General features: G+C 72.1%; 23 protein-coding genes. 10 read left to right on the top strand and 13 right to left on the bottom strand.

Going from position 1 to position 24,454, the window contains the following annotated elements:
• Positions 1–4: 4 nt before the first annotated feature.
• From AB0G11_RS02600 to ngcE, 4 genes are all read right to left on the bottom strand, one after another.
• On the bottom strand, positions 5–5,242 hold the full coding sequence (locus AB0G11_RS02600; protein WP_357583482.1) for an amino acid adenylation domain-containing protein: 5,238 nt from the start codon (positions 5,240–5,242) through the stop codon (positions 5–7).
• Between the two features lie 192 nt (positions 5,243–5,434).
• The gene (locus tag AB0G11_RS02595) at positions 5,435–6,295 is read right to left on the bottom strand and encodes a carbohydrate ABC transporter permease (RefSeq protein ID WP_357583480.1); all 861 of its coding nucleotides are present in this window, start codon (positions 6,293–6,295) and stop codon (positions 5,435–5,437) included.
• A complete protein-coding gene (locus tag AB0G11_RS02590) occupies positions 6,295–7,182 on the bottom strand; it encodes a sugar ABC transporter permease (protein WP_308126015.1) in 888 nt (295 codons plus the stop codon). Before AB0G11_RS02590 ends, AB0G11_RS02595 begins: the two co-directional genes overlap by 1 nt.
• A gap of 25 nt (positions 7,183–7,207) precedes the next feature.
• Positions 7,208–8,599, bottom strand: coding sequence for an N-acetylglucosamine/diacetylchitobiose ABC transporter substrate-binding protein (ngcE, locus tag AB0G11_RS02585; protein ID WP_357583478.1), 1,392 nt, complete (start codon positions 8,597–8,599; stop codon positions 7,208–7,210).
• Positions 8,600–8,732: 133 nt separating this feature from the next.
• On the opposite strand from ngcE, the gene AB0G11_RS02580 reads away from it, so the two are divergent.
• The 7 genes from AB0G11_RS02580 (at position 8,733) to AB0G11_RS02550 (ending at position 15,601) form a co-directional block, all read left to right on the top strand.
• Positions 8,733–9,686, top strand: a complete 954-nt coding sequence (locus AB0G11_RS02580; protein ID WP_357583476.1) for a hypothetical protein — start codon at positions 8,733–8,735, stop codon at positions 9,684–9,686.
• Positions 9,683–10,609, top strand: a complete 927-nt coding sequence (locus tag AB0G11_RS02575) for a BadF/BadG/BcrA/BcrD ATPase family protein (RefSeq protein WP_357583474.1) — start codon at positions 9,683–9,685, stop codon at positions 10,607–10,609. The genes AB0G11_RS02580 and AB0G11_RS02575 overlap by 4 nt, the downstream gene beginning before the upstream one ends.
• Entirely contained in the window at positions 10,606–12,099 is a 1,494-nt protein-coding gene (locus tag AB0G11_RS02570) for a glycoside hydrolase family 3 N-terminal domain-containing protein (protein ID WP_357583472.1), read from the top strand. Before AB0G11_RS02575 ends, AB0G11_RS02570 begins: the two co-directional genes overlap by 4 nt.
• A gap of 18 nt (positions 12,100–12,117) precedes the next feature.
• Positions 12,118–13,326 carry an ROK family transcriptional regulator gene (locus AB0G11_RS02565; RefSeq protein ID WP_357583470.1) on the top strand — a complete coding sequence of 403 codons (1,209 nt, stop codon included), beginning with the start codon at positions 12,118–12,120 and terminating at the stop codon, positions 13,324–13,326.
• Between the two features lie 52 nt (positions 13,327–13,378).
• Positions 13,379–14,275, top strand: a complete 897-nt coding sequence (locus AB0G11_RS02560) for a Rieske 2Fe-2S domain-containing protein (protein ID WP_219510336.1) — start codon at positions 13,379–13,381, stop codon at positions 14,273–14,275.
• A gap of 56 nt (positions 14,276–14,331) precedes the next feature.
• Complete coding sequence (locus AB0G11_RS02555) at positions 14,332–14,913, top strand: TetR/AcrR family transcriptional regulator (protein ID WP_219510335.1); 582 nt, start codon at positions 14,332–14,334, stop codon at positions 14,911–14,913.
• A gap of 277 nt (positions 14,914–15,190) precedes the next feature.
• Complete coding sequence (locus tag AB0G11_RS02550) at positions 15,191–15,601, top strand: PPOX class F420-dependent oxidoreductase (protein WP_357583468.1); 411 nt, start codon at positions 15,191–15,193, stop codon at positions 15,599–15,601.
• Between the two features lie 39 nt (positions 15,602–15,640).
• Here AB0G11_RS02550 and AB0G11_RS02545 read toward each other — a convergent pair whose 3' ends face one another.
• Positions 15,641–17,173, bottom strand: coding sequence for an alpha/beta hydrolase (locus AB0G11_RS02545; RefSeq protein ID WP_357583466.1), 1,533 nt, complete (start codon positions 17,171–17,173; stop codon positions 15,641–15,643).
• Between the two features lie 183 nt (positions 17,174–17,356).
• On the opposite strand from AB0G11_RS02545, the gene AB0G11_RS02540 reads away from it, so the two are divergent.
• Complete coding sequence (locus tag AB0G11_RS02540) at positions 17,357–17,665, top strand: hypothetical protein (protein ID WP_219510330.1); 309 nt, start codon at positions 17,357–17,359, stop codon at positions 17,663–17,665.
• A gap of 51 nt (positions 17,666–17,716) precedes the next feature.
• Here the strand turns inward: AB0G11_RS02540 and AB0G11_RS02535 are convergent, their stop codons facing one another.
• The 8 genes from AB0G11_RS02535 to AB0G11_RS02500 all read right to left on the bottom strand — a co-directional run bounded on the left by AB0G11_RS02535 (position 17,717) and on the right by AB0G11_RS02500 (position 22,628).
• Complete coding sequence (locus tag AB0G11_RS02535) at positions 17,717–18,697, bottom strand: glycoside hydrolase family 11 protein (RefSeq protein WP_357583464.1); 981 nt, start codon at positions 18,695–18,697, stop codon at positions 17,717–17,719.
• A 152-nt stretch (positions 18,698–18,849) separates the two neighbouring features.
• Complete coding sequence (locus tag AB0G11_RS02530) at positions 18,850–19,209, bottom strand: hypothetical protein (protein WP_357583462.1); 360 nt, start codon at positions 19,207–19,209, stop codon at positions 18,850–18,852.
• Between the two features lie 10 nt (positions 19,210–19,219).
• Positions 19,220–20,125 (bottom strand): hypothetical protein, encoded by a 906-nt coding sequence (locus tag AB0G11_RS02525; protein WP_357583460.1) that lies wholly within the window; start codon positions 20,123–20,125, stop codon positions 19,220–19,222.
• Positions 20,122–20,514, bottom strand: coding sequence for a YbaB/EbfC family nucleoid-associated protein (locus tag AB0G11_RS02520; protein WP_357583458.1), 393 nt, complete (start codon positions 20,512–20,514; stop codon positions 20,122–20,124). The genes AB0G11_RS02525 and AB0G11_RS02520 overlap by 4 nt, the downstream gene beginning before the upstream one ends.
• Positions 20,515–20,588: 74 nt before the next feature.
• Positions 20,589–21,035, bottom strand: a complete 447-nt coding sequence (locus AB0G11_RS02515; protein ID WP_357583456.1) for a nuclear transport factor 2 family protein — start codon at positions 21,033–21,035, stop codon at positions 20,589–20,591.
• A 15-nt stretch (positions 21,036–21,050) separates the two neighbouring features.
• Positions 21,051–21,242 carry a ferredoxin gene (locus AB0G11_RS02510; protein WP_357583454.1) on the bottom strand — a complete coding sequence of 64 codons (192 nt, stop codon included), beginning with the start codon at positions 21,240–21,242 and terminating at the stop codon, positions 21,051–21,053.
• Positions 21,242–22,147: a pyridoxamine 5'-phosphate oxidase family protein gene (locus tag AB0G11_RS02505; RefSeq protein WP_357583452.1), complete on the bottom strand. Its 906-nt coding sequence runs from the start codon at positions 22,145–22,147 to the stop codon at positions 21,242–21,244. The genes AB0G11_RS02510 and AB0G11_RS02505 overlap by 1 nt, the downstream gene beginning before the upstream one ends.
• 28 nt (positions 22,148–22,175) lie before the next feature.
• Complete coding sequence (locus AB0G11_RS02500) at positions 22,176–22,628, bottom strand: VOC family protein (RefSeq protein WP_357583450.1); 453 nt, start codon at positions 22,626–22,628, stop codon at positions 22,176–22,178.
• Between the two features lie 99 nt (positions 22,629–22,727).
• On the opposite strand from AB0G11_RS02500, the gene AB0G11_RS02495 reads away from it, so the two are divergent.
• Complete coding sequence (locus tag AB0G11_RS02495; RefSeq protein WP_357583449.1) at positions 22,728–23,342, top strand: ABATE domain-containing protein; 615 nt, start codon at positions 22,728–22,730, stop codon at positions 23,340–23,342.
• Positions 23,343–23,436: 94 nt separating this feature from the next.
• Entirely contained in the window at positions 23,437–24,444 is a 1,008-nt protein-coding gene (locus tag AB0G11_RS02490) for a serine hydrolase domain-containing protein (protein ID WP_357583447.1), read from the top strand.
• Positions 24,445–24,454 lie beyond the last annotated feature (10 nt).

Raw genomic sequence — 24,454 nt, 5'->3', positions numbered from 1 at the left:
GCCGCTATTCGCTCTGCTTGAGGCGGGCGACGCCGATCAGGTCGTCGGGGGTCGCGTCGGGGACGTGGTCGTCGAAGCGGGACAGCACCCTGGTCCGGAGCGCGCCTGCCACCAGCAGCGCGATGAACAGCCCGAAGATCACGTAGATCAGCGCGATGCCGCGTCCCGGCCCGGTGCCGATCACGGCTCCGACGGTGCCGGCCAGCGCACCGCCGGGGAGCATGAGCGGTTCGAGTGCCCGTTCGGCGAGCGGCGTCAGCACGCCGACGCCGAGCGGGATCGTGGACCAGGCCACCATCTGGTTGAGCGCGAACACCCTGCCGTGGTAGCGCTGGGGCACCTTGACCTGGATGATCGTCGCGTACACGCCGTTGACCAGCGCCAGCCCCAGCGACACGCCGAACGCGCCGATGCCGATGAGCACGAGCGACCGGGTCAGGCCGACGAGCACGCAGGACACCGCGATCACCAGCGTGAGCAGCAGCATGCCGATCATGCGCCGGCGGCGGGGGCCGCCCCACAGGCTCATCCACAGGCCGCCTGCCGCCGCGCCCGCGCCGCCGCACAGCGCGATCACGCCGACCTGCGACAGGCTGGAGAAGGAGAGCACGAGCGGCGAGTAGAGCATGAAGACCGGTGACAGCACGATGGCCAGCAGCGCGAAGAACGCGACCATCGCCCGGAAGTCCCGGTTGCCGATCGACAGCCGGAACCCGGCCTTGATCTCGGCGCCGACCGACTCCCTGCGCTGGTGGGCGAGCGTGGCGGGGAAGCGCACCACGGTCAGCACGATGGCGGCGACCAGGTAGCCGATGATGTCGGCGATGAGGATGCCGCCGAGCCCGATCACGGACATGAGCCCGACCGCGGCCAGCGGGGCGACGAACTGGGCGACGCCCGCCGTCATCTGCGCGACGCCGTTGGCGTGCCCGAGGTAGCGCTTGGGCACGAGCTGCGGGATGGCCGACGAGTACGCGACCCGCTGGAAGGCCAGCGCCACCGACAGCATGGTGAGCAGCGGGTACAGGGTCCAGGTGTCGAGCCCGTCGGTGAACAGCAGGGCGGCCGCCGCGCCCTGGATGGCGAGGCCGGCGAGGCTGCTCGCGAGCATCACCTTGCGCCTGCTGGTCCGGTCGACGATGGCGCCGACCAGCGGCGCGGCGAGCACGCCGGGGATCACGGCGAGCACGGTCATCAGCGCCATCTGCGCGAGCCGCCCGGTGCTCAGGTAGATCCAGATGGGGATGGCGAACTCGGTGATGGTCGCGCCGGTGATCGTCACCATCTGGCCGAGCGCCACGGCCAGGAAGCGTCCGACGCTGGGTTCGGGTCCGGCTGTGGTCTCCGGGGAGGCGGCCCGGGGAGTGGAGGTGGCCTCGACGCTCCAGCCGGGGCCGCTGTCGCCGGGGGTGAGCGGGTCGCGGGAGAGGATCGCGGCCAGCTCCTCCGCCCGATATTTCAGGAAGTAGTGACCGGCTTCGCTGATCACCGCCAGCGTCGTGCGCCCGGTCATGAAGTGCCACTCGCGGTAGCGCTCCTCGTAGTACTCCGTCGTCGGGTCCTGCTCGCCCACGACCGACACGATCGGCGCCCGCAGCGGCGCGGCGTCGGCGTCCAGCAGTCCGGTGAAGTACTCCTCCGCCTGCCGCGCGTCGTGCCGCATGTTGCGCACGATGAACGCCCGCTGCTCCTCGTCGAGGTCGCCCAGGTCGGCGCCCATCGAGGTCAGCCAGGCGAGCTGGCCCCGGTCGCTGCGCCACCGGTCGCTGCCGGTGAGCTTCGCCCACAGGCCGAGCAGCCCGCGCGTCGGCCGGGCGAACGGGAAGATCCCGCCCAGGTAGACGGTCTCGATCTCGCGGCCTGCCTCCTCCAGCAGCCGGGCGATCGCCACGGTCAGCGCGCCGCCGACCCCGCAGTGCCCGTACAGCGACAGCGGCCCGCCGACCTTCTCCATGATCTCGGCCGCGCACTCGGCGGCCACCTGCGCCAGCGGCCTGGGCTCCTCGGCGAGGCCGAGGTCGTGGCCCGGCACGGCCACCGAGTACAGCGCCGTGCCCTCCGGCAGGGCGTCGGCCAGCGGCTGGTAGACGACCGCGCTGCCTCCGCCGTACGGGACGCAGACGAGCGTGCGCGTGGCCGGGCCGGGCGGCGTGAGCAGGTAGAGCAGCCCGCGCCGGGCCGACGGCTCGCCCGCCACGGCGGCCAGCCGGCGCACGGTCGGATGCTGGAACAGGTCCATCACGCTGACCGGCGCGCACTCCTCGGGCAGGTCGCGGCGGAGCCTGGCGACGACGCGGGTGGCCAGCAGCGAGTGGCCGCCCAGGTCGAAGAAGTCGTCGAGCGCGCCCACCCGGGGCAGCCCGAGCACGTCGGCCACGGCCGCCGCGATCACCTCCTCGACCGGCCCCGACGGCGGCTCGTAGGCCACGCCCTGGTCGGGGCGCTCGGCCTCCGGCTCGGGCAGCGCGGCCCGGTCGACCTTGCCGTGCGACTTCAGCGGCAGCCGGTCCAGCCACACGTAGCGGGTCGGCACCATGTACTCGGGCAGCGCGGCGCCCAGCGCCCGCCGCAGCTCGCCGACCGGCATCCGCTCGCCGTCGGCCACCAGGTACGCGACCAGCTCCAGCGCGCCGGGCTCGCCCCGGGCGTCGGCCACCGCGTGCGCGACGCCGGGCAGCTTGCGCAGCGCCTCGTCGATCTCGCCCAGCTCCACCCGGTAGCCGCGGATCTTCACCTGGAGGTCGCGGCGGCCCAGGAACTCCAGGTCGCCGCTCGGCAGCCAGCGGGCCAGGTCGCCGGTGCGGTAGAGGCGCTCGCCCCGGACGGTCACGAACTTCTCGGCCGTCAGGTCCGGCCGGCCGAGGTACTCGCGGGCCAGCCGGTCACCGCCGACGCACAGCTCGCCGGGCACGCCGATCGGCACCGGCCGCATCGCGGCGTCGAGCACGTGGACGCGGGCGTGCCCGAGCGGGCGGCCGATCGGCGTGACGGGGCCGCGGATCTCGTCGTCGGGCCTGACCGTGTAGGTGGTGACGCCCACGGTGGTCTCGGTCGGGCCGTAGTGGTTGACGATCTCGCACCGGCCCAGCACCGCGAGCTCCCTGGTCTGCTGCCAGCTCGACCCCTCGCCGCCGAAGATCATCGTACGGCGGGGCAGCAGCTCCTCCGGCGGCACCTCGGCGGCCAGCGCGCCGAAGTGGGACGGGGTCATCTTCAGGTAGTCCAGGCCGTGGCCGGCGAACTCGGCCCCGGAGATCCGCGACGGGTACAGCTCCAGCGTCCCGCCGGTCATGAGCGCCAGGTAGAAGACCGTGACGCCGAAGTCGAACGAGAGCGACTGCAGCAGCCCGAACCTGGCCCCGTCCACGACGCCGAAGCGTTCGCGCACGTCGGACAGGTAGTTGAGGACCTGCTGGTGCTGGACGGCCACGCCCTTCGGCCGCCCGGTGGACCCGGAGGTGTAGATCACGTACGCCAGGTCGTCCGGCCCGGCCGACGGCCCGACCGGCTCGCCGCTCTCCTGCGGGACGCCGAGCAGCGGCCCCGCGAAGCCGCCCACCGGCGTGTCGGCGACCAGCGCCGCCGCGCCCGAGTCGGTCAGCAGGTACGCCAGCCGCTCGTCCGGCTGCTCGGGGTCGACGGGCACGTACGCGGCTCCGGCCTTGAGCACGCCGAGCACGGCCACGGCGAGCTCGGGCGACTGCTCCAGGCAGATCGCCACCCGGTCGCCGATGCCCACCCCGGCCTCGCGCAGCAGCGCGGCGAGCCGGTCGGCGCGGCCGTCGAGCTCGGCGTACGTGAGCGTGCGGCCGGCCTGGACGATGGCGGGGTGCGACGGGCGGGCGGCGGCGGTGGCGGCCACCATCTCGTGCAGCGTGCGCGCCCGGGGCGGCACCGGTTCGGCCCGGCTCCATGCGTCGAGGAGGGCGAGCTCCCCCGGCCCGGCGAGTTCGAGCTCCGACAGCCGCACTTCGGGGTCGTCGGCCACCTGGCGCAGCACGTTGGCGAAGTGGCCGGAGAAGCGCTCGGCGGTGGCGCGGTCGAACAGGTCGGTGCTGTAGACGAGGAAGAGCCGCAGCCCGTCGGCCCCGGGCGCCGCCTCCAGCGCCAGGTCGAACTTGGCCTGCGCGGTCCCCGGGTCGTAGGGCTCGGCCGTCACGCCGTCGAGCGCGAGCTGCCCGGCGGTCTCGGCGCCCATGACGAACTCGGCCTGGAACAGCGGCGTGCGGCTGAGGTCGCGGCGCAGGTCGAGGGCGTCGACGAGCCGGTCGAACGGCACGTCGGAGGCCATCAGCGACTCCATCGCCGTGGCGCGCACCCGGTGCATGAGCTCGCGGAAGGTGGGGTCGCCGGACAGGTCGGTGCGCACCACCAGCGTGTTGAGGAAGAAGCCGATCAGCGGCTCCAGCTCCTCGCTGTCGCGGGTGGAGACCGGGGTGCCCACGCACACGTCCTGCTGGCCGCTGTAGCGGGAGAGCTGCGCCTGGAACGCGGCGAGCAGCGTCATGAACAGCGTGCACCGCTCCCGCCTGGCCAGCAGGCCGATGCGGTCACTGATCCCGGCGGGCAGGGTGGTGACGACACGGTCGCCGGCGGTGGTCTTCACGAGCGGGCGCGGCCGGTCGGCGGGCAGTTCCAGCGCGGGCGCGTTCCTGAGCCGGTCGACCAGCGCCTGGGGCGGCGTGGCGTCCCGCTCGCGCTGCTCGCGGGCGTGGTCGGCGTACTGCAGGGTCAGCGGGGCCGGGGCCGGCTCGCCGTTGTAGGCGCGGGTGAGCTCGCGCAGCAGGATGCCGAGCGACCAGCCGTCGGCGGCGATGTGGTGCAGCACGACGACGAACACGTGCTCGCCGGGGCCGAGCCGGATCAGGCCGGCCCGCAGCGGCTGGTCCTCCACCAGGTCGAACGGCCGTCCGGTCCACTCGGCCACCAGCCGGGCGGCGCGTTCCTCACCGTCGGGGCCGGCCAGGTCGACCCGGGTCAGGGTGACGCGCGGGTGCGGGTCGACGACCGCGACCGGCCGGCCGTCCTCGTCGGCGTAGCGGGTGCGCAGCACCTCGTGCCGGGCGGCGACGGCGAGGAGGGCGCGTTCGAGCGCGCCGGCGTCGAGCGGGCCGCGCAGGCGCTCGGTGACGAACATGTTGTAGGAGGCGTTGCCGGGGTCGAGCTGGTTCAGGAACCAGAGCCGCTCCTGGCCGGACGACAGCACGCGGGTATGGCCCGCGACCACGTGATCGGTAGTCATTGGGCTGTCTGCCTCCAAGACATGGGATCTATAAGAGAGCGGATTCTAATAGGAAAGAATCTTTTCTATTTAGATGATCGCCAGTCTCGCACCAACGAAGCGGCATGCGCAAGGGTGATGCAGCAGACAGGGTGGGGTCCCAGCTTGACTCCTACGGCAAATACATCGGACCCTTCGAGTCAACATCGCCGCCTACTTGAGCGCCCCCGCGGTCATGCCGGCCTGGATGCGCCGCTGGAGGAGGACGTAGACGATCAGGATCGGCGCCATCGCGATCGTCAGGCCCGCGAACAGGCCCGAACGGTCACCCGCGTAGCCCTGCTCGACCGCGAGGTTGGCCAGCCCCTGCGACAGGACGAACTTGCTGTCGTCGCTGACCAGCACCAACGGGATCAGATACTGGTTCCACTGGCCGATGAAGTTGAAGATGCCGACGCTGATGAGCCCCGGCTTGGCCATCGGCAGCATCACCCGGAAGAACGTGGCCACCTCGCCGCACCCGTCGAGCTTGGCCGCCTCGGCGACCTCCTCGGGCAGCGTGCGGAAGAACGCCACCAGGAAGAACATCGAGAACGGCAGCGAGTACGCGGCGTACACGAGGATGAGGCCGGGCAGCGAGTTGCCGAGCCCGAGGTTCTGCACGACGAAGAACAGCGGGACGAGCGCCATGAAGACGGGGAACGTCATCCCGGCGATGAAGAAGTAGTAGAGCACGCCCTTGACGCGGAAGTCGAAGCGCGCGAACACGTAGGCGCCCATGGCCGACAGCAGCAGCGTCAGCACGACGCCGCCGACGACGACGATCACGGTGTTGCCGAAGTACGTGCCGATGGAGGCGGTGTCCCAGGCGCGGGCGAAGTTGTCCCAGCGCAGGGCCTCGGGGAGCGACCACGGGTCGGCGACGATCTCCGGGTCGCTCTTGAGCGAGCTGACGACGGCCCAGATCAGCGGCACGGTCGACACGACGGCCCACAGGACGAGGAACGCCTGGGCGACGGCGATCGTCGGGCCCGCGGATCTGCCTCGCGGCCTGCGCGCACCGGTGGCGGCCATCAGAATTCGATCCTCTCTCGGCGGGTCGCGCGGAGCGTGAAGGCGGACAGGGCCAGGGTGACGACGAAGAGCACGACGCCCATCGCCGAGGCGTAGCCGAACCGGCCGTAGGAGAACGCGTTCTGGTAGAGGTAGAACGAGCCCACCTGGGTGGAGTCGTTCGGCCCGCCGCCGGTCATGATCTGCACGATGGCGAACGCGTCCAGTGCGGCGATCCCCAGGTAGACGGCCGCTGTGCGGATGTTCTCCCAGATGAGCGGCACGGTGATGCGGAAGAAGACCTGGCTCCTGGAGGCGCCGTCGAGCACCGCCGCCTCCAGCAGCGACGCGGGGATCGCCTTGAGGCCGGCGGTGAACAGGACGACGTAGAAGCCGACGCCGTTCCAGACGAGGACGGCGAGCACCGCCCAGAAGGCCAGTCTCTCGTCGCCGAGCCACGACGGCTGCACGTGCCCGAGCCCGATCGCGCGCAGCCCGCCGTTGAGCAGGCCGTTGATCGGGTTGTAGATGTTCATCCACAGCACGCCGATGATCGCGATCGACAGCACGTACGGGAAGAAGAACACGACCCGGTAGAACGTGGCGCCCCGGACACCGCGGATCTCCCCGCTGCGGGGGCCGCCCGCGGCGTTCAGCATGAACGCCAGGAACAGCGCCAGCCCGATCGTGACGAGCGGCAGCGTGATCAGGAGGATCAGGTTGTTGCCGAGCGCCTTCCAGAAGACCGGGTCGCCGAAGAGCTCGGCGAAGTTGGCCAGGCCGATCACGTCGAACTCGGCCGACAGGCCCCGCCAGTCGGTGATGGCGATGTAGAACGCCTGCACGTACGGCGAGGCCACGAACACCGTGTAGAGGATGAGCGGCGCGGCGAGGAAGCCGACGATCACACGGCGCTGGTGCCGGTTTCGCATCTCAGTTCCGGGCCGCGTCGGTGAGGCGCTGCGCTTCCTTGGCGAGCTGGTCGGCCTTCACGTCGCCGTTCATGAACCGGCCCATCACCTTGGCGATGTCGTTCCACAGGCGGCTGTTACGGGTGTCGACGGTCAGGCCGAAGATGTTGTCGCCGGCCTCCTTGAGCGCGTCGTTGATGGAGACGAGGCCGTGCTTGGCATCGGCGGGCAGCGTGGCGTTGCGGTTGGAGGAGAGCGCGCCGGCCTGGGCGATGAAGTTGGAGCCGCCCTCGTTCGAGAGCATCGCGCGCAGGAACTCCAGGCCGCCGGCGGAGTTGGCGGCGTCACGCGGCACGATGTACGGCTCGCCCGCCTTGGCGCACAGGGCGCCGAACGGCCGGTCGTCGGCGTCGGTGATCGACGGGACGCGGCAGATCGACATGTCGAAGCCGGCCGGGACGCTGTCGCCCATCTCCTTCTCCAGCCAGGAGCCGCCGGGGACGAATCCGGCCTTGCCCTGGAGGAACTGCATCTGGGCGTCGGTGTGGTTGAGGCCCGAGCTGCCCTTGAGCACCCAGCCGTTGGCGGGGATGGCCTCGAACGCCTTGAGCGCGGCGACGGCCCGCTCGTCGGTCCAGGCGTCCTTCTCGAAGTTGTTGATCTTGTCGATGACTTCCTTGCCCGCGACCTTGTAGATCATCGAGGCCAGCCACCAGAACATGTAGTACGGGAACTGGCCGGGGTAGGTCCAGGGGGCGATGCCGGCGGTGGCCATCTTGTCGCACAGCCCGAGGTAGTCGTCCCAGGTCTGCGGGTAGGTCCAGCCCTTCTCCTCGAACAGGGAGGCGCTGTACCAGGCACCGTAGGCGCCGTAGGAGTAGTTGAGGACGACGAACTGGCCGTCGTGCGTGCCGACCTCGACCACGCCGGGGCGCAGGGTGTCGCGCACGGGCACGGCTGGATCGCTCCAAGAGGGCGCGTCCAGCAGCGGGGCCAGCGACAGCAGGGCCTTGTCGCCGACGAGCGCGCCGTAGTCGATGGCGTTGGAGCCGGAGTTGTTGACGACGTCCGGCGGGTTGCCGGCGACGAAGCGCGGCTGCAGCGTCTGCTGGATCTGCTGGGTGGAGGTCTGCTTGACCTCGGTCTTGGGATGCTTCTTCTGGTAGAGCTCGACGGGCAGCTTGATGTAGGCCTGGCCGTAGCCGCCGTCGAAGAGCACGACCTCGACGGGCGTGCCGGCGGCCACCCCGAACGGATTGCCCGCGACGGCACGGCCCGTCGGGGACGCGGCGGGCGCCTGCTTTCCGCCGGACGTGGCACAGCCGGCGGCGAGCGCGCCGGCGACGGGGGACAGCGCCAGGAACGCCAGGACCGAACGGCGGGTCGGCTGGGGCTGCGACGGACGATCATGCATTCGGGTACACCTCCACAGGATTCGTACTCCTTTGACGATCCTGAGTAAGGTAAGCTACCTTACTAACATGGCTACAGCAACAGTTTTCCCGTGGAACTCCTTTGACGAGGCCTTTCGCAGCCAGCCCAAGTCGTTGGCGGACCTCGCCGGGGCTCTGCCGGGGCAGCTTGACCGTCACGGCGACGTCACCCGCCTCGTCGCCTTCGCGATCGGGGCCAGCCGCGCCGCCGCGCACGTGCTGGTCGCCGGGCTCACCGCGCGCGGCGTGGCGTGCGAGCTGCTGACTGGAGCCGATTTCACCGCCGACCAGGTGCGCCCGGAGACGACGTACCTGGGGGTCTCCCAGTCGGGACGCAGCGTCGAGATCGTGCGCGCGCTGTCACTGGCCCCCGAGGAGTCGCGGATGAGCGTCGTCAACCGGACGCCCTCGCCGGTGTCCGAGCTGGCCCCCCGGCACCTGTGGCTGGGCGGCGTCGCCGACTCCCGCGTGTCCACCGTCGGCTACACGGCCACCGCGCTCGCCCTGGCCATGCTGGCCGAGCACCTGACCGGCGGCGTCGACGAGCCGCGCTGGCGCTCGTTCGGCGAGCGGCTGGCCGCGGTGATCGACGGGCAGCGCGCGGCAGCCGGGCGCATCGCCGCCGACCTGGTGCGCGCCGGCCACCTCGACGTGGTCTCCTCCGGAGTGGGGCTGGCGGCGGCCGAGGGCGCCTCGCTGCTGTTCCGCGAAGGCGTCGCACTGCCTGCCTCCAGCTTCGACACCCGCTCCTACCTGCACGGATTCATGGACAGCGCCCGGCCGGGCACCGTCCACGTGATCGTCGACTGCGGCAGCGAGGCGCTGCTCGCCCGCCAGCTCGCCGACCACGGCGCCACCGTGCACCTCATCGGCGCCGAGCCGATCGCCTACGACGGCCCCGGCCCGCTGCACCAGATCCACCTGCCCGGGATGAGCGGCGCCGAGCTGTCCATCGCGGCCACCGTCATCTGCCAGATGGTCGTCCAGGAGGCCTGCGCGGCCACCGGCCGGCGCCCCGAGGACGCGGTGTTCACCCGCCTCGACACGAAGGTGGAGACGACCGCGTGAGCGTGGCCCCCCAGCCGCGCCCCGGCGTCGCGGGCCTCGACATCGGCGGCTCGTACCTGCGCGTCCACGTCGAGGACGCCGTCACCGGCGAGCACCTCGCCGGTCAGACCCTGCCCAACACCGACTGGAACGACCTGTCCACGGCCGGGCGCGCCGCGCTGATCCGCGCCGCCACCGGCCAGGTGACGCCCGCGAGCCACCGGCTCGCCGCCGTCGGCGTCGGCGCCCGCGGCTGCGACTCCGAGGCGCTGACCAGGGAGCTGCACGCCGCCGTGGCCGCAGAGTTCGGCCCCGGCGTCACCGTACGGGTCTGCAACGACGCCCTGCTGGTCGGCCTGGCAGGCGGGTACGACCATGCCGTGTCGGTGATCGCGGGAACCGGGGCCGTCGTCGGCGGCCGGACCCCCGACGGCGTCACGATCCTCACCGACGGGTGGGGCTGGCTGCTCGGCGACCACGGGAGCGCGCCGCGCATCGTCATCGACGCCCTGCGGCTGTACGCCGAGAGCCTGGACCGCGGCGAGGGCGACCGGGTGTTCCGCACGTTCGTCGCCGGCGCGTTCGACGTCATCGAGGACCGCCGCCTCCCCGGAGCGCTGGAGGGCGTGCGCGAGGAGCTGGGCGAGCTCGCCGAGAGCGTCTTCGCCTGCGCGGAGGCCGGCTCCCCCAGCGCGCGGCGGGCCATCGTGGGCAACGCCCAGCGGCTCGCCGGCAACGTCGCGGCCGCGCTGCGCCTCGGGGTCCGCGCGGACGCCGTCGTCGGCGCGGGCGCGGTCATGGTCAAGCAGCCGTCGTTCCGGTCCGCGTTCGCCGAAGCGCTGGTCGAGCAGGGCGTCACGCTGCCGCTGTCGGTCCTCGGCACCGAGCCGGTCTTCGGGGCCGTCCGGCTCGCCCACCTGGCATATGAGGAGCAATTCGCATGACATCAGACCTGCGGCAACTCGCCCTCGGCACCGTGCTGCCCGCGTTCGAGGGCACCACCGCTCCGCCGTGGCTGCTCGACCGGCTGCGCGAGGGGATGGCGGGCGTCATCCTGTTCGGCCGCAACATCGTGTCGCCGCAGCAGGTGGCGGAGCTGGTCCGGCAGATCCGCGAGGCCCGGCCGGACGCCGTCGTGGGGATCGACGAGGAGGGCGGCGACGTCACCCGCATCCACCACGACGAGGGCAGCCCCTACCCCGGCAACCGGGTGCTGAGCGAGAACGGCGACCTGGACGCCACCCGGGCGGTGGGCCGGGGCATCGGCGCCGAGCTGCGCGACCTCGGCGTCAACTACAACCTGGCGCCGATCGGCGACTACGTGACCGACCCGCTCAGCCCGCTGACCACCCGCTCCTACGGCCGCAGCCCGCGTGACAACGCCGAGCACGCCGCCGCCTGGATCGAGGGCCTGCAGGAGGCGGGCGTGGCGGCGTGCGTCAAGCACTACCCGGGGCTCGGCGGCTCGCTGCTGGACTCGCACCTGTCGCTCGGCCGGGTGACCGCCGGGCGGGCCGAGTTCGACGACGAGCACCTGCGTACCTTCGTCAGCGCGGCCGCCTCCGGCGTGGCGAGCATGATGACCGCGCACGTGGTGGTCGACTGCCTCGACCCCTCGGCGCCCACGACGCTCAGCCCCGCCGTGATCAGCCGCCTGCTGCGGGACGAGATCGGCTACGACGGCGTCGTCATCTCCGACGCACTGGAGATGCACGGCGTGCTGAACCACGCCTCGTCGCTGCCCGCCGCCGCCGTGGGCGCGCTGCGCGCCGGCGTCGACGTGCTGTGTCTCGGGGCCGAGCAGTACGAGGAGGCGACCACCGCCGTCGTCGACGCGATCGTCGCCGCCGTGCGGTCCGGCGAGCTGCCCGCCGAGCGGCTGGAGGAGGCCAACCGGCGGGTCGCCGCGATGGCCCGCGCCTACCCCGGCACGGTCGGCGTGCCCGGCGCCGCCGACACCGCCGCCGAGCGCGCGGCCGGGCTGGCGGCGGCCTGGGGGGCGACCACCGTCGAGGGCGACGCGTCGATCGCGGGCAGCACGGGCGGCACCGGCAGCACGGGTGGCACTGTGCACGTCGTCACGTTCGACGACCGGACCTCCATCGCGGCCGGGCCCGTCCCGTGGGGCATCGGGCCGGAGCTGCGCGCGGCCGGCGTCGCGTTCGCCGACCACGTCCTGACCCCGCCGATCAGCGACCCGCCCGACCTGCCGGGCCTCGGGCCGTCCGACGTCGTCGTGGCCGTCGTACGGGACCTGCCCCGCCATCCCGCCAGCGCCGAGGTCTTCGACCGGCTGGACGCGCCACGCCTGGTCGTCGTCGACATGGGCTACCCGGGGACGGACTACCCGCGCGCCACCGGCGTGGTCCGGACCTTCGGCGCCTCCCGGGCGAGTTCCGCCGCCGCCGTACGCGCCCTGACAAGACAGGCGTGACTCCGATTGGATGACCACATGCGTTCGCCGGAACTCCCCCCGACCCAGCGCCACGTCCTGAGTCACACGCTCGGCCACGGCTCGACCACCCGGCCCCGGCTGCTCGCCGCCACCGGCCTGTCGAAGCCGAGCGTCAACGACGCCGTCAGCGCCCTGGAGGAGGCCGGCTACCTGCGCCGCAACGGCAGGCACGTCCCGGCGACGGGCAAGCCGGCCGTGCTGTTCGAGGCGGCCGACGAGGTCGGCTGGGCGCTCGGCGTCGACCTGGGCAGCTCCCACGTCGAGCTGATGGCCGTCGACCTCGCCGGGGCGCGCACCACGCACGTGTCCATCTCCGAGCCGGTCCGCCCCGGCGAGGCCCGCCGCCGCGAGCCGTCGCCGCACGTCATGGAACGGGCGGCCCGGCAGCTCGCCGACTGGTGCGCCGGACGCGACCGGCTGCGGGCCGTGACGATCGCGCTGCCGCAGATCATCGACGCCCGCCGCAGCCAGGTGCCCGCCTCCGCCGGACAGGAGAAGGGCGCCGTCGCCACGCTGCTCGACGCGCTCACCGACCACTTCGACGGCCCGGTGCGGCTGGAGAACAACGTCAACTGCTCGGCGGTGGCCGAGATGCGGATCGGCGCCGGGGCCGACGTGCCGAGCCTGGCCTACCTGCAGCTCGGCGTGGGCGTCGGCGCTGGGCTCATCAACGAGGGCCGGCTGGTGCGCGGCGCGCACGGCGCGGCGGGCGAGCTGTCGCGGCTGCCGTTCCCGTGGGCCGACGGCGCCGAGCAGACCTCGCGCCACGCGATGGAGGAGCGGCTGGCGGCCTCCCGCCTGGTCGACTCCTACCGTTCGCAGGCTCCCGGCGCGGCCTCCGTCGGCGAGGTGGTCAAGGCGATCCTGGCCGACGTCGCGGCCGGCTCGGCCGAGGCCAAGGCCGTGCTCGACGCGTACGTGCTGGACGTCGCCAGGGCGTGCGCCGCGCTCGCGGCGGTCGTCGACCCCGACCTGGTGGTGATCGGCGGCGAGATCGGCGACGCTCCCGAGGTCGTCGAGGCGGTGCAGGCGGCGGCCCGGCCGCTGCACGAGTTCGTGGCGATCTCCAGCAGCGTCGTCGGCGCGCTGGCCACCGTGCTCGGCGCCGTCATCCTCGGCCTCGAACAGGCCCACTCCGAGCTTCTCGGCGAGTACGCGGTGCACGCGACGGCCGCCGTCGACCGGCTGCGCGCCGAGCGGCCGTAGCGCGCCGGGCTCCCCCAGGCATGAGTCACCCGGCCTGGGGAAGCCAGCCGTCATGAGCAAAAAAGTCGAGGACTGGAGTGCGCTCGACGGCGCATCGAACAAGCTCGCGGGCCTGGTCGGACGGCTGACACGCCCAGACGCGATCAAGAACGCGCTGTCGGGCACCTGGCTGGGCCACTCGCTGCACCCCGTTCTTACGGACCTGCCCATCGGCGCCTGGACCATGGCCTCCTTCCTGGACGTGGCCGGAGGCGAGGCCGGGGCCGAGTCGGCGCGCCGCCTGGTCGGCGTCGGGCTGATCGCCACCGTGCCGGCCGCGGCGGCGGGGGCGTCCGACTGGTCGGAGACCTACGGGCCCGAGCAGCGGACCGGGCTCGTGCACGCGCTGTGCAACGTGACGGCGACCGCGCTCCAGGCGGCCTCCTGGGTCGCGCGCGGGCGCGGGCAGCGGCGGGCCGGGATGCTGCTGAGCGGCGCGGGCCTGGCCATGACGTCGATCGGCGCGTACCTGGGCGGACGCCTGTCGTTCGTGCAGGGCGTCGGCGTCAACCACACCGCGTTCCAGCAGCCCGTCACCGACTGGACCGACGTCGCGGCGGTGGCCGAGGTGAGCGACGGCCGGGCGCACCGCGTCACGGCGGACGGGGTGGCCGTGCTGCTCGTCCAGCACGACGGGACGCTGCACGCGCTCTCGGCCACCTGCACGCACGCCGGCGGGCCGCTGGACGAGGGCACGATCGTCGGCGACGGCTGCATCCGGTGCCCGTGGCACGGCAGCACGTTCCGGCTCGCCGACGGCAAGGTGGTGCGCGGGCCCGCGACGGTCGAGGAGCCGCGCTGGGACGTGAAGATCGACAACGGCCGGGTGCTCGTCCGGTCCACGACCGGCGACCGGGAGCCCGTACGGGCGGTGATCCGGAGCACCGAGCGGATCACCGCACGGGCCTGACCCCGAACGCCCGCAACCCCCGCCAACGGCACGTGCCGTTCTAATAGGCTGTCCACATGACGGACACCCCACGCACCCGGGCCGACGACCGGACCGAGGCCATCAGGCGCACCACGCTTGAGCTGGCCCAGGAGATCGGCTACGCCAAGCTCAGCATCGAAGGGGTCGCGGCCCGCGCCGGCGTCGGCAAGCACACGATCTACCGCCGCTGGCCGTCCAAGGGCGCGCTGTTCCTGGACGCGGTCCTGTCACCGCAACAGCCGGACCTCGACTACCCCGACACCGGCGACGTCATGGCCGACCTCCGCACGCAGATCCACCATGCCGTCGACCTGCTCGGCCGCCCCCCGTTCGGGCCGCTCTTCCAGTCGCTGATCGGCGAGGCCCAGCACAACCCGGCCGTCGCCGCCGAGCTGAACGAGCGCTTCACCAAGCCGCAGGAGGCCAAGACCGTCGCCCGGCTCACCAAGGCCAGGGAGCAGGGGCAGCTCGCCCCCGAGTTCGACCTGGACCTGGCCATGTCGATCCTGACGGGGCCGCTGTTCTTCACCCTCATGGTCACGCAGGAGCCGGTGACGCACGAGTACGTCGACCGGGTGCTCGAAGCCCTCTTCGCCGGAATGCGCCCCCGCCCCTAGCTAGGCAGCGCGCCACCCTCATGGGGTGCGCACACGGGCTCGGCCTTCCAAGTCAGCTCCGTGGTCGTTCAGTGGGTGAACTCTGCGATGTTCGCGGTCTCGTGAGGTCGCCGCCCTGCCCGGGATCCAGGTCCGCCGCGCGGACGTCGCGCTCCACGATCTCCAGGGCGCGCTCCAGCGTCTTCCACCAGTCTTGGTCTTCGATGGCCACGCCGCAGTCTGGCGTCACGTACGGCTTCCCGGCAAGGGGAAGGGCGTGACAGAAAGGAGGAGCGTCATGGCGTTCACCGAGGAGGAGATCGCGTACCTGCGGTCGCAGCCGCTGGCGCGGATCGCGACGCTGGGACCGGGCGGGCAGCCGGACGTGGCGCCGGTCGCGTTCGAGTTCGACGGCGAGCGGTTCTGGGTCGGCGGGTCGGGCGCGTCGGTGCTGGAGACGCGCAAGTTCCGCAACGTCAGGGCCGGCAACCACCTGGTGGCGGTGGTGGTCGACGACCTGGTGTCGATGGAGCCGTTCGTCGCGCGGGGGGTGCGCGTCTACGGCCGGGCCGGGGAGCCGGTGGAACGGGTCGGCATGGTGGGGCCCGGCTTCTACCTCGGCATCACGCCCGTGGTGTCGTGGAGCTGGAACCTGGCGGGCGAGCCGGTGGGCGCCACCTGGTACGAGGCGCGCAGGACAGTGCACTGAGGGCCGGGCCCGGGGTGGTTTCCGGGCCCGGCCACGGGGTCAGCGGGGCAGCGACGACCAGGGGAGGCCGTCGGTGGGCCAGAGTTCGGCCTGCCGCTTGAGCGTGTTCTCGACCCGGCCGCCGACGGGGCAGCGGTAGCCGTGCGGGGGCACGGTCAGCGAGATCAGGTAGTTGTCGATGGGCACCGTGCTGCACTCGTCCTTGCCGTAGATGCGGTGGCCCCAGCCTTCGTAGGTGAGCAGCACCGCCTTGCGGCCGAGCTGCCTGGCGACGTTGGCCGACCAGCCGTACGGGGTGGACGGGTCGTGCAGCGAGTTGCCGAGCAGCAGCGGCGCGCTGCCCTTGTAGCGCAGCCGGTGCTGCGGGTTGTTGGTGGGGTGGTTGAGGCAGACGGGCAGGTCCTCGATCGGCATCGGGTTGAAGCGCATGTCGGGGGCCCGGCGGGCGGAACTGCGCAGCAGTGCGGCGTATTCGCGGTAGTTGCGCACCCGCAGACTGTAGTCCTGGCACAGGATGACGGTCGGCAGGTGGGCGAGTTCGCCCTGCACGGGCTGGCGGCCGGGCAGCGGGGGCACCCAGTCGGGCGGGGTGCCGCCGTTGAGCGCGTTGATCATCTGGGCGAGGAGCTGCCAGGCGGGGCCTTCGGTGCCGAGGACGCCCTGCCACAGCACCTGCAGCTCGGTCATCGGCCGGTCGGGCACCCCGGGGTAGTAGAGCTCGCCGCGCCGGGCCTTGGCCAGCAGGTCCTTCCAGATCGCGCGGACGTCCTGGCCGTGCAGGGCGCAGCTCGGCTCCTGGTCGCACCAGCCGACGAACTGGTCGAAGGCGTCCTCGACGGCGGCGGCCTCGCTGTCGAGGAACTGCTTGACGCGCAGGCTGTGGTCCATGTTGCTGTCGAGGGCGAGCGCGCGGATCCGGCCGGGGAACAGCTCGGCGTACATCTGGCCGATCAGCGTGCCGTACGAGATCCCGTAGTAGGTGAGCTTCTCCTCGCCGAGTGCGGCGCGGATGGCGTCCAGGTCGCGGGCCACGCTGACGGAGTCGACGTGGTCGTACAGGGGGCCGGTGCGGGCGCGGCAGTCGGCGCGCAGCCGCTCGTTGTAGGCGGTCCACCTGTCGAAGTCGGCCTGGCTGGTCATGACGGCGTACGGCATCTCGTTGTAGACGGACGCCGAGCAGACCACGGGGTTGCTGCGGCCGACGCCGCGCGGGTCGAACCCGACGATGTCGAAGTGCCGCTGCAGTTCGGGGGTGAAGAAGCCGGGGGCGCCGTAGGCGGCTTCGACGCCGGAGCCGCCGGGGCCGCCGGGGTTGATCACCAGTGAGCCGATGCGGGCGGCGGGGTCGGTGGCCTTGCGCCTGGCCAGGGCGAGCTCGACGGTGGGGCCGTCGGGCTGTGACCAGTCGATCGGGACGGCCAGCTTGCCGCACTCGGCGGCGGGCTCCTCTTCGCACGGCGTCCAGGTGATCGCCTGGGGCGGCTGCTGGGGGCTCGCTCCGGCGGCCTGAACGGGTAAGACTGCCGCGACCGTGACGAAGGCGGTCGCCAGCAGGGTCAATCTTCTCTTCACATCGCTCCCATCGGTCATCCGGCCGAGTTAGATCATGCCGGGTCGGCAGGGCGTGCGAAGCAAGATGAGAAATGTCGTGGTTGACGGGCAAACGGCTGTCTTGACGGTGGGGGAAACAGCGATCTAGCCTCACTTTTAGGAAACTTTCCTAAAAGTAAAACCCCCCCACCCCTGGAGACTCGTATGAGCCTTCGTCATCGTGCCGCCATTCTGGCGGGCGCCGCAGCCCTGGCCTTCGGCCCGGCCGTCCTCCTCGCCTCCCCCGCCGCCGCGGCGCCTACGGGATGCACCACCCAGTACGGCGCCGGCTCGGCGAGCAGCTTCTGCTCCTCCGGCACCGGCATGCACCAGGTCGTCGTCCTGCAGAAGCACGCTTCGCCGCTCGCCGGCCCCATCCTCGTCGTCGGCCCCTGTGTGCCGGTCGGGCAGACCTCGCACACCTCCATCACCCCCTGGCCCGTCGTCTCGATCCGCGCCAACACCTGCGGCTGAGCCGGCATCGGCGCGGCGGCCCCGGCCGCCGCGCCTTCGCGTGCCCCGGGGTCAGCCCGCGCTGCAGGAGACCGTCGGCCAGTTCCAGTTGCCGTTGTGCTGGATGGTCACGCCCCAGTTGTTGCCATTGCCGTTCGGCCTGGCGGTGAGCACCTGGGAGCTGGGATAACTGGCGCTGACGTTCCAGGTGGACAGGACCTTCGCCGGGGAGGGCACGTTCATCGTCACGGTCCAGTTGCTGGAGCCGCTGACCGCGACGTTCAGGTTGTAGCGGTCGCTCCACTGCTGGCCCGCCGACAGCGTCGCCGAGCACCCGCCGCTCCCGTTGCCCCCGTCGCCGCCGCCGGTGGTGCCGCCCACGGTGATGTTGGAGTTGCCGCTGCTCTGGTAGCCCTCGGTCGCCATGATCATGTAGTCATGGCCGCCCAGGTTCATGCCGTGCCTGGCCCAGGCGTCGAAGTGGTTGCCCGAGGTGATGGTGCCGCCGGTCTTCTTCGACTGCCGGACGCTCCAGTACTGGTTGAACGTCCTGGTCCCCTCGATCGACGGGGCGTTGTAGCGGGTCGTCTGGTAGATGTCGTACGTGCCGCCGTCGCTGGTGACCGTGCCCTTGTACGTGCCCGTGGGCCGATAGGTGCCCCAGTTGTCGACGATGTAGTACTCGACGAGCGGGTTCCTCGTCCAGCCGTAGAGGGTCAGGTAGGCGTTGCCTGACGGGTTGAAGCTGCCCGAATAGCTGACGGTGCGGCGTCCGCCGGTGCTCCAGCCCTTGCCCGCGACGAAGTTGCCGGTGTTGCGCCACGAGGTGCTGTAGTTGCCGCCGGAGCCCAGCTCCATGGAGACGGTCCCGTTGCTGTCGGTCCAGAACGAGTAGAAGTAGCCGTTGTTGGTGCCCGTCTGGTTGGTCGTGATGGCCGCGTGGGCGACGCCGGGGAGCATCGCCGTGGCCACGGCCACCGCCACGACGCAGGAGCGGGCGACGAACCGCCTGACGGGTCCGCGGCGTTTCGGGGGTGCGAGGGGCTCGTTCATGTGCGCGCTTCCTCCTCGAAACTATCGGCGAGTTGGCGAAAGTATCGGCTCGAATTTGTCAAGCTGTCAATGCCGCCCACTCGTCACGATGCCGAGATCCCGGCTCACCTGCGCAGTTGTCCCGATGAAAATTTCGTACGGCTACCGAAACATCAGCTCGCCCCCCAGATCGGCCGGTCCGGGTCGCCGGGCGGGAGCTTCGACAGGATCAGGGCGACCTGGTTCCAGTCCCCCACCTCGACGTTGTCCCTCATCAGGCGCAGCCGCCGGGCGATCTCCCCGTGCCCGGTCAGGAAGTTCGCCACCCCCTCCTGGATCTGCCCGGTCACCGCCTCGTACCCCGACGCGCCACCCTCCCCCTTGAGGAACGTGGCGCCCAGGTCGTCGTCACCCCAGAACGCGCCGATCGCCTCCAGGTCCCTGGCCGCCTCCCCGACGAACCGTCCGAGCTCGTCCCGCTCGACGTCGAACGCGTGCGCCGCCGAGCGCATCATGTGCTTGTGGATGTCCATGCCGTCCTCCTCAGCTCGCGGGTTTGTGCGCCATCGTGAAGTAGAGGAGCAGCCGGCCCAGCGTCTCCTTCCACGTCGGGATCAGCTCGGCGCCCTCCTGGCCGTTCATGGCGTCGTACGAGGGGCCGTATCCGATGGAGCCGCCGGCCACCCGGCTCAGGAAGTAGCGGACGTCGGGATTCTGGCTGATCCTGCCGGCCAGGGGCATCGCGGCGTCGAACGCGCCGTAGAAGGCGACCGAGGCGGCGAACTCCTTGAGCGCCTGCGTGGCGTTCTGCTCCAGCGAGCCGGGGTCCTCCCCGCGCAGCGCCTTCACGCCCGCGACCACGGCCACGTCCCCGACGGCGAAGAAGGTGCTGCCGATCGTGTACTCCGTCAGCTTGGCCAGCACGATTCTGGCGACGCTGTGCTCCAGCAGCTTGGCCAGCATGCCCGCCTGCGCCCGGCGCATGAGGAACTGGCTGATCTGGTACGCCGTCCCCGCCTGCCAGGGGAAGGTGGTGATGAAGATGAAGCTGGCGAAGTTGGCCAGCGCCAGCGTCCAGTACGTGTGCCGCGCGGTCTCGATGACCTCCGCGTACTCGGCGCACGCCTGGCTGTTCTGCCGGCAGCGCTGGGCGAGCCTGGCGGCGTAGCCGGCCGTGGGCGGCTGTGGATAGAGGCCGGCGGTAACCGCCTTCTTGAAGGCGTCGACCCCGGCCCCGCTGTTCTGCCTCCACACCGTCTCCGCGGCGGCGAACGTCTTGTCCGGGCTCCGCTCGACGCGTTCGGCCAGCCTGGCCCACACCTCGGCGGCCTGGCGGGCCTTGGCCGGGTCGCCGGTCGGGTAGTCCACGGCGAGCATCTTGAAGACGAACCCGGCGATGCCCAGCGCGCCGAACCCGTAGATGCTCGCGCGGCCCGGGTTGATCCTCAAGGCCGCCGCCCGCGGTCGCCCCCGGCGCCCGGCCGGTCGCCGCTCGGGCCCGCGCCGTCCAGCACGGTCTCGGCGATGAAGGGGGCCACCAGGTCGCCCGCCTCCCGCTCGGCGTCCCGGGCGGCCCGGCCCGCCGCTTCGAGTACCGCCGCCGCCAGCTCCGCGGAGCCGAGCCGCATGGCGCGCGGGTCGATGGTGAGCCCGGTCAGCGCCCCCGTCTGTGTCACCTCGGCCACCACCCGGCCCTCGGCGGCCTCCCCCCGTCCCTTGACGGCGGCCATCCGGCCGCTCAGCCGCTCGATCGCGGCCACGTCCTGCCGGAACTGGTCCAGCAGCCGGCCGAGCTCCTGGTCGCCGCCCGCGTTGAACGGATCGCCCGGTGAGGTCATCGCGTCTCCTGACTCTCGTGATCATCGCTGTACGAGAGTTAACCAGGAGGAAATACCGGCTATTTCCCTCTTTGTCAGGCGAGCGGCAGGGGCACGCCCCGCTCATCCTCCCCGCGCGGCCCGAAGATCCGGCGCTCGCCGGCGGCGATCGGCAGGTCGTTGATGCTGGCCTCGCGCCGCCGCATCAGCCCGCTCGCGTCGAACTCCCACAGCTCGTTACCGTAACTGCGCCACCATCCCCCGGCCGCGTCGCTCCACTCATACTGGAAACGGACGGCGATCCGGTCGGCGGTGAAGGCCCACAGCTCCTTGCGCAGCGCGTAGTCCAGCTCCCTGGCCCACTTGCGGGTCAGGAAGCCGACGATCTCCTCCCTGCCGGTGACGAACTCGTCCCGGTTGCGCCAGACCGAGTCGGGTGTGTAGGCGAGGGACACGCGGCGCGGGTCACGGGTGTTCCAAGCGTCCTCGGCGGCCTGGACCCTGGCGCGGGCGCTCTCTTCGGTGAAGGGCGGAACGGTCATGAGCTCTCTCCTCGGTCAGTCTTCTTCGAGCGTGATCGCCTGGACGGGACAGGCACGCGCCGCCTCCTCGACGGCGGGCCAGTACGCGTCGCCGGGCTCCGCGTCGTAGACCAGCTCGTCATCGGCGTCGAGGCTGAACACCTCCGGCGCGGCGAACACGCACTGGGCGTGGATCTGGCACAGGGCGTCGTCGACGCGGACCCGCATCACGCCCTCCTCTCGGCGGCCTGGGCCGGGTTGAACCGCGAGTAGCCGCCGAACGACCAGCGTTGCGGAAGCCCTCCGGTGATCTGGACGGCCCGCTCGACCTCGAAGTCGACGAGCCGGTGGGCGCCGGGCACGGCCGCGGCCCGGCCGGGGTCCCAGTCGACGCGGGCCCGGCCGGTCAGCTGCAGTGTGTCGCCGTTCTCCCAGTCGAGGAACAGCAGCCCGCAGCGGGGTTCGACGGCGAGGTTGCCCAGCGTCATGAACATGGAGTTGCCCGTGTAGTCGGGCCAGGTGAGCCGCCCGTCGCCGGTCACGGTGACGAACCCGGGGTTCCCGCCCCGGTGCGAGGCGTCGGCGCCCTGCCCTGCCGCGTAGGTGGCGACGAAGAAGGTGTCGGCCCCGGCGATCCACCGCCGCTGGTGATCGGTCAGCTCGCCGGTGACGGCCGCCGCCCGGCCCGGCGAGGGCAGCTCGTCGAGGTACGTACGCGTCTGGATGTACTTCGGACAGTTCGCGTACACCTGGTGGGTGCTGGTGACGAGCCGGTCGCCGTCCCTGCGGGCCCGGCCGTTGACCCGCATCCTGCGCCGCCCGGAGGGCTCGATGACGAGCATGCCGAGGTCGCGTTCGGTGTCGAACAGGCCGGCGAGCGGATCGCCCGCGCCGGGCAGCCGGTCGGTGACGACGGTCCGGTCGTCCGGGGCGGTGACGAACCCCGGCGGGCCGGTGATCAGCCCGGCCCAGGCCGCGCCGGTGTCGTCGGCGGCCGCGATCACGACCAGCCGCTGCTCGCGGAGGAAGTTCGCGGCGACCGGCGGGACGGCCGCGCCGACACCCGCCGATCCCCATCCGTCGGTGGTCAGCCCGGCCCGGCGTTGCACCACGTGTTCGCCGTGGTGGAGCACGGTCGGCTCCTTTCCTGGCCGCTGGGTTCTAGAAGAAGCCGCACGTCGGCGCGCCCTTGGTGGGCGCGGGTGCGGTGTCGGCGCCGGAGGGGGCGTAGATCTCCAGGCGGATGCCGTCCGGGTCGGTGAAGAACACGCCGCCGGACGAGGCGCCTTCGCCGTGCGGGACGACGCCGTCGTGCAGCGGCTGCACGCCGAGCCCGCGCAGGACGGCCTCGGCGCGGTGGACCGCCTCGATGTCGGGGGCCTGGAACGACAGGTGGTGCAGGCCGGGCCGGTCGGCGGGGAACGCGCCGTCGCTCTGCTGCCACAGCGTGACCATCAGGGCGCCGTCGCGGCCGAGGAGGGCGTAGCGGCGGTCGCCGTCGGTCTGCTCGTTGTAGACCTCCAGCTCCAGGACCTGGCGGTAGAAGGCGGTGGAGCGGGCCAGGTCGGTCACGTTCAGGCCGACGTGGCCGGTCCGCAGGGCCAGTGCGCTCATGCGAGTCCTCCGGTTTTTCTCATGGTTAAAGGCAAGGACGACCGTTAGAAATATGGCGGACGGTCCTCACGGTGTCAAGCTGCCGGTAGCGTTAGAAGTGTGGATGTGGCAGACCTCACCGGTGGCGGCGCTCCCCAGCTCGGGGAGCTGCCGCCGATCGAACTCGGCAACACCACGCATGCCGTGCGCGGCCAGGTCCTCGACGGCCTGCGTACCGTCGAGCACCTCGCCGCGTGGCTGCGCGACGTGCGCGACCGGCTCGCCGTCCCGCTCTCGGACGCCGACCTCCTGGGCGTGACCGGCGACGACCTGCGTCACGCGCGGGAGCTGCGGGAGGCCGTACGCGCCCTCGCCGCCGCGACCGTCGCCGGGCAGGAGCCCGGGCCCGGCTCGGTCGCGACGCTCAACGCGCACGCCGCCCGCGCCCCGCGCTGGCACGAGCTGCGCACCGGCCCGGAGCCGCAGGCCGTCGTGCGCACCGCCGGGCGCGCCGTCGACGCCGCGCTCTCCGCGCTGGCCGAGGACGCCGTCACCCTGTTCGCCGGGCCGCAGCGCCACGAGCTGCGCGCCTGCCAGGCCCCGGGATGCGTGCTCTACTTCCTGCGCGAATCCGCGCGGCGCGAGTGGTGCTCGGCCGGCTGCGGCAACCGGGCCAGGGCCGCCCGCCACTACGCCAAGGTGCGCGGCACGAAGAAGCCCACTGGGGCCGCATAGCCCGGAGCCTCCAGAATAAGCAACCGCAGTTGACTAAATTCGAAATAGTCAACTACGGTTGCTTGCATCTTCCCCTGACGCCTCTGGAGGCACCATGTCCCCGTTCCGCCCCGATCAGCTCGCCGCCGCCCTCGACCGGGCCGTGGCCGACGGCGACGGCCCCGGCATCGTCGCCGAGCTGCGCGACCGCGACGGGACCCGCTGGTTCGGCACGGCGGGAGTGGCCGACCTGACCACCGGCCGCAAGCGGCGGCCCGGCGAGCACTTCCGCATCGGCAGCTTCACCAAGGCGTTCGCCGGCACGGTCGTCCTGCGCCTGGCCGCCGAGGGCAGGCTGAGCCTGAACGACACGGTGGCCACGTGGCTGCCCGGCGTGGTCGAGGAGCACCTGGGCGGCGACGGCTCCGCGATCACCGTCAGGCAGCTGCTCAACCACACCAGCGGGCTGCCCGACGCCGTCATCGGCCAGGAGCCCCCGCGCCCCGAGACGCCGGGCACGCGCTTCATCTACTCCAAGCTCAACTACACGCTGGCCGGGATGATCGTCGAGGGTGCGACCGGCTCCACTCTGGCCGCCGAGATCGACCGCCGCATCGCCGGCCCGCTCGGCCTGACCGGGACGTACCTGCCGACGGGCGCCGAAACGGTACGCGAGCCGCGCGCCCGGCACTACTCCCGCTCCGACGAGGGCGGCGGGCCCGCCGACCTCCACGACGTGACGGACGCCGACCTGAGCTGGGCCGGGGCCGCGGGCGGCATGGTCTCGACGACCGCCGACCTGCACCGGTTCCTGCGCGCCCTGCTCGACGGCGAGCTGCTGCCGCCCGCCCAGCAGGAGGAGATGTTCACCACGGTCCCGACCGACGGCGCGGACTGGGTGCCCGGCACCCGCTACGGCCTCGGCGTCTACGAGCAGCGGCTCCCGTGCGGGGTGACGCTCTGGGGCGGCGGCGGCTTCATCCAGGGCTCGACCTCGTTCGCGATGGGCGACCGCCAGGGCCACCGCACGCTGGTGGTCAACCTCAACGGCGACTGGAACGACTTCCTGAAGACCTTCGACGACCTGTACGAAACGGCCTTCCGCCCGGGCCGGGACGCGTGAGCGCCCGGCG

This window comes from Nonomuraea sp. NPDC023979, assembly GCF_040639085.1.
Taxonomy (GTDB): domain Bacteria; phylum Actinomycetota; class Actinomycetes; order Streptosporangiales; family Streptosporangiaceae; genus Nonomuraea; species Nonomuraea ceibae.
The sequence above is the reverse complement of the archived record's forward strand: the minus strand, read 5'-3'. Positions and strand labels throughout refer to the sequence as shown.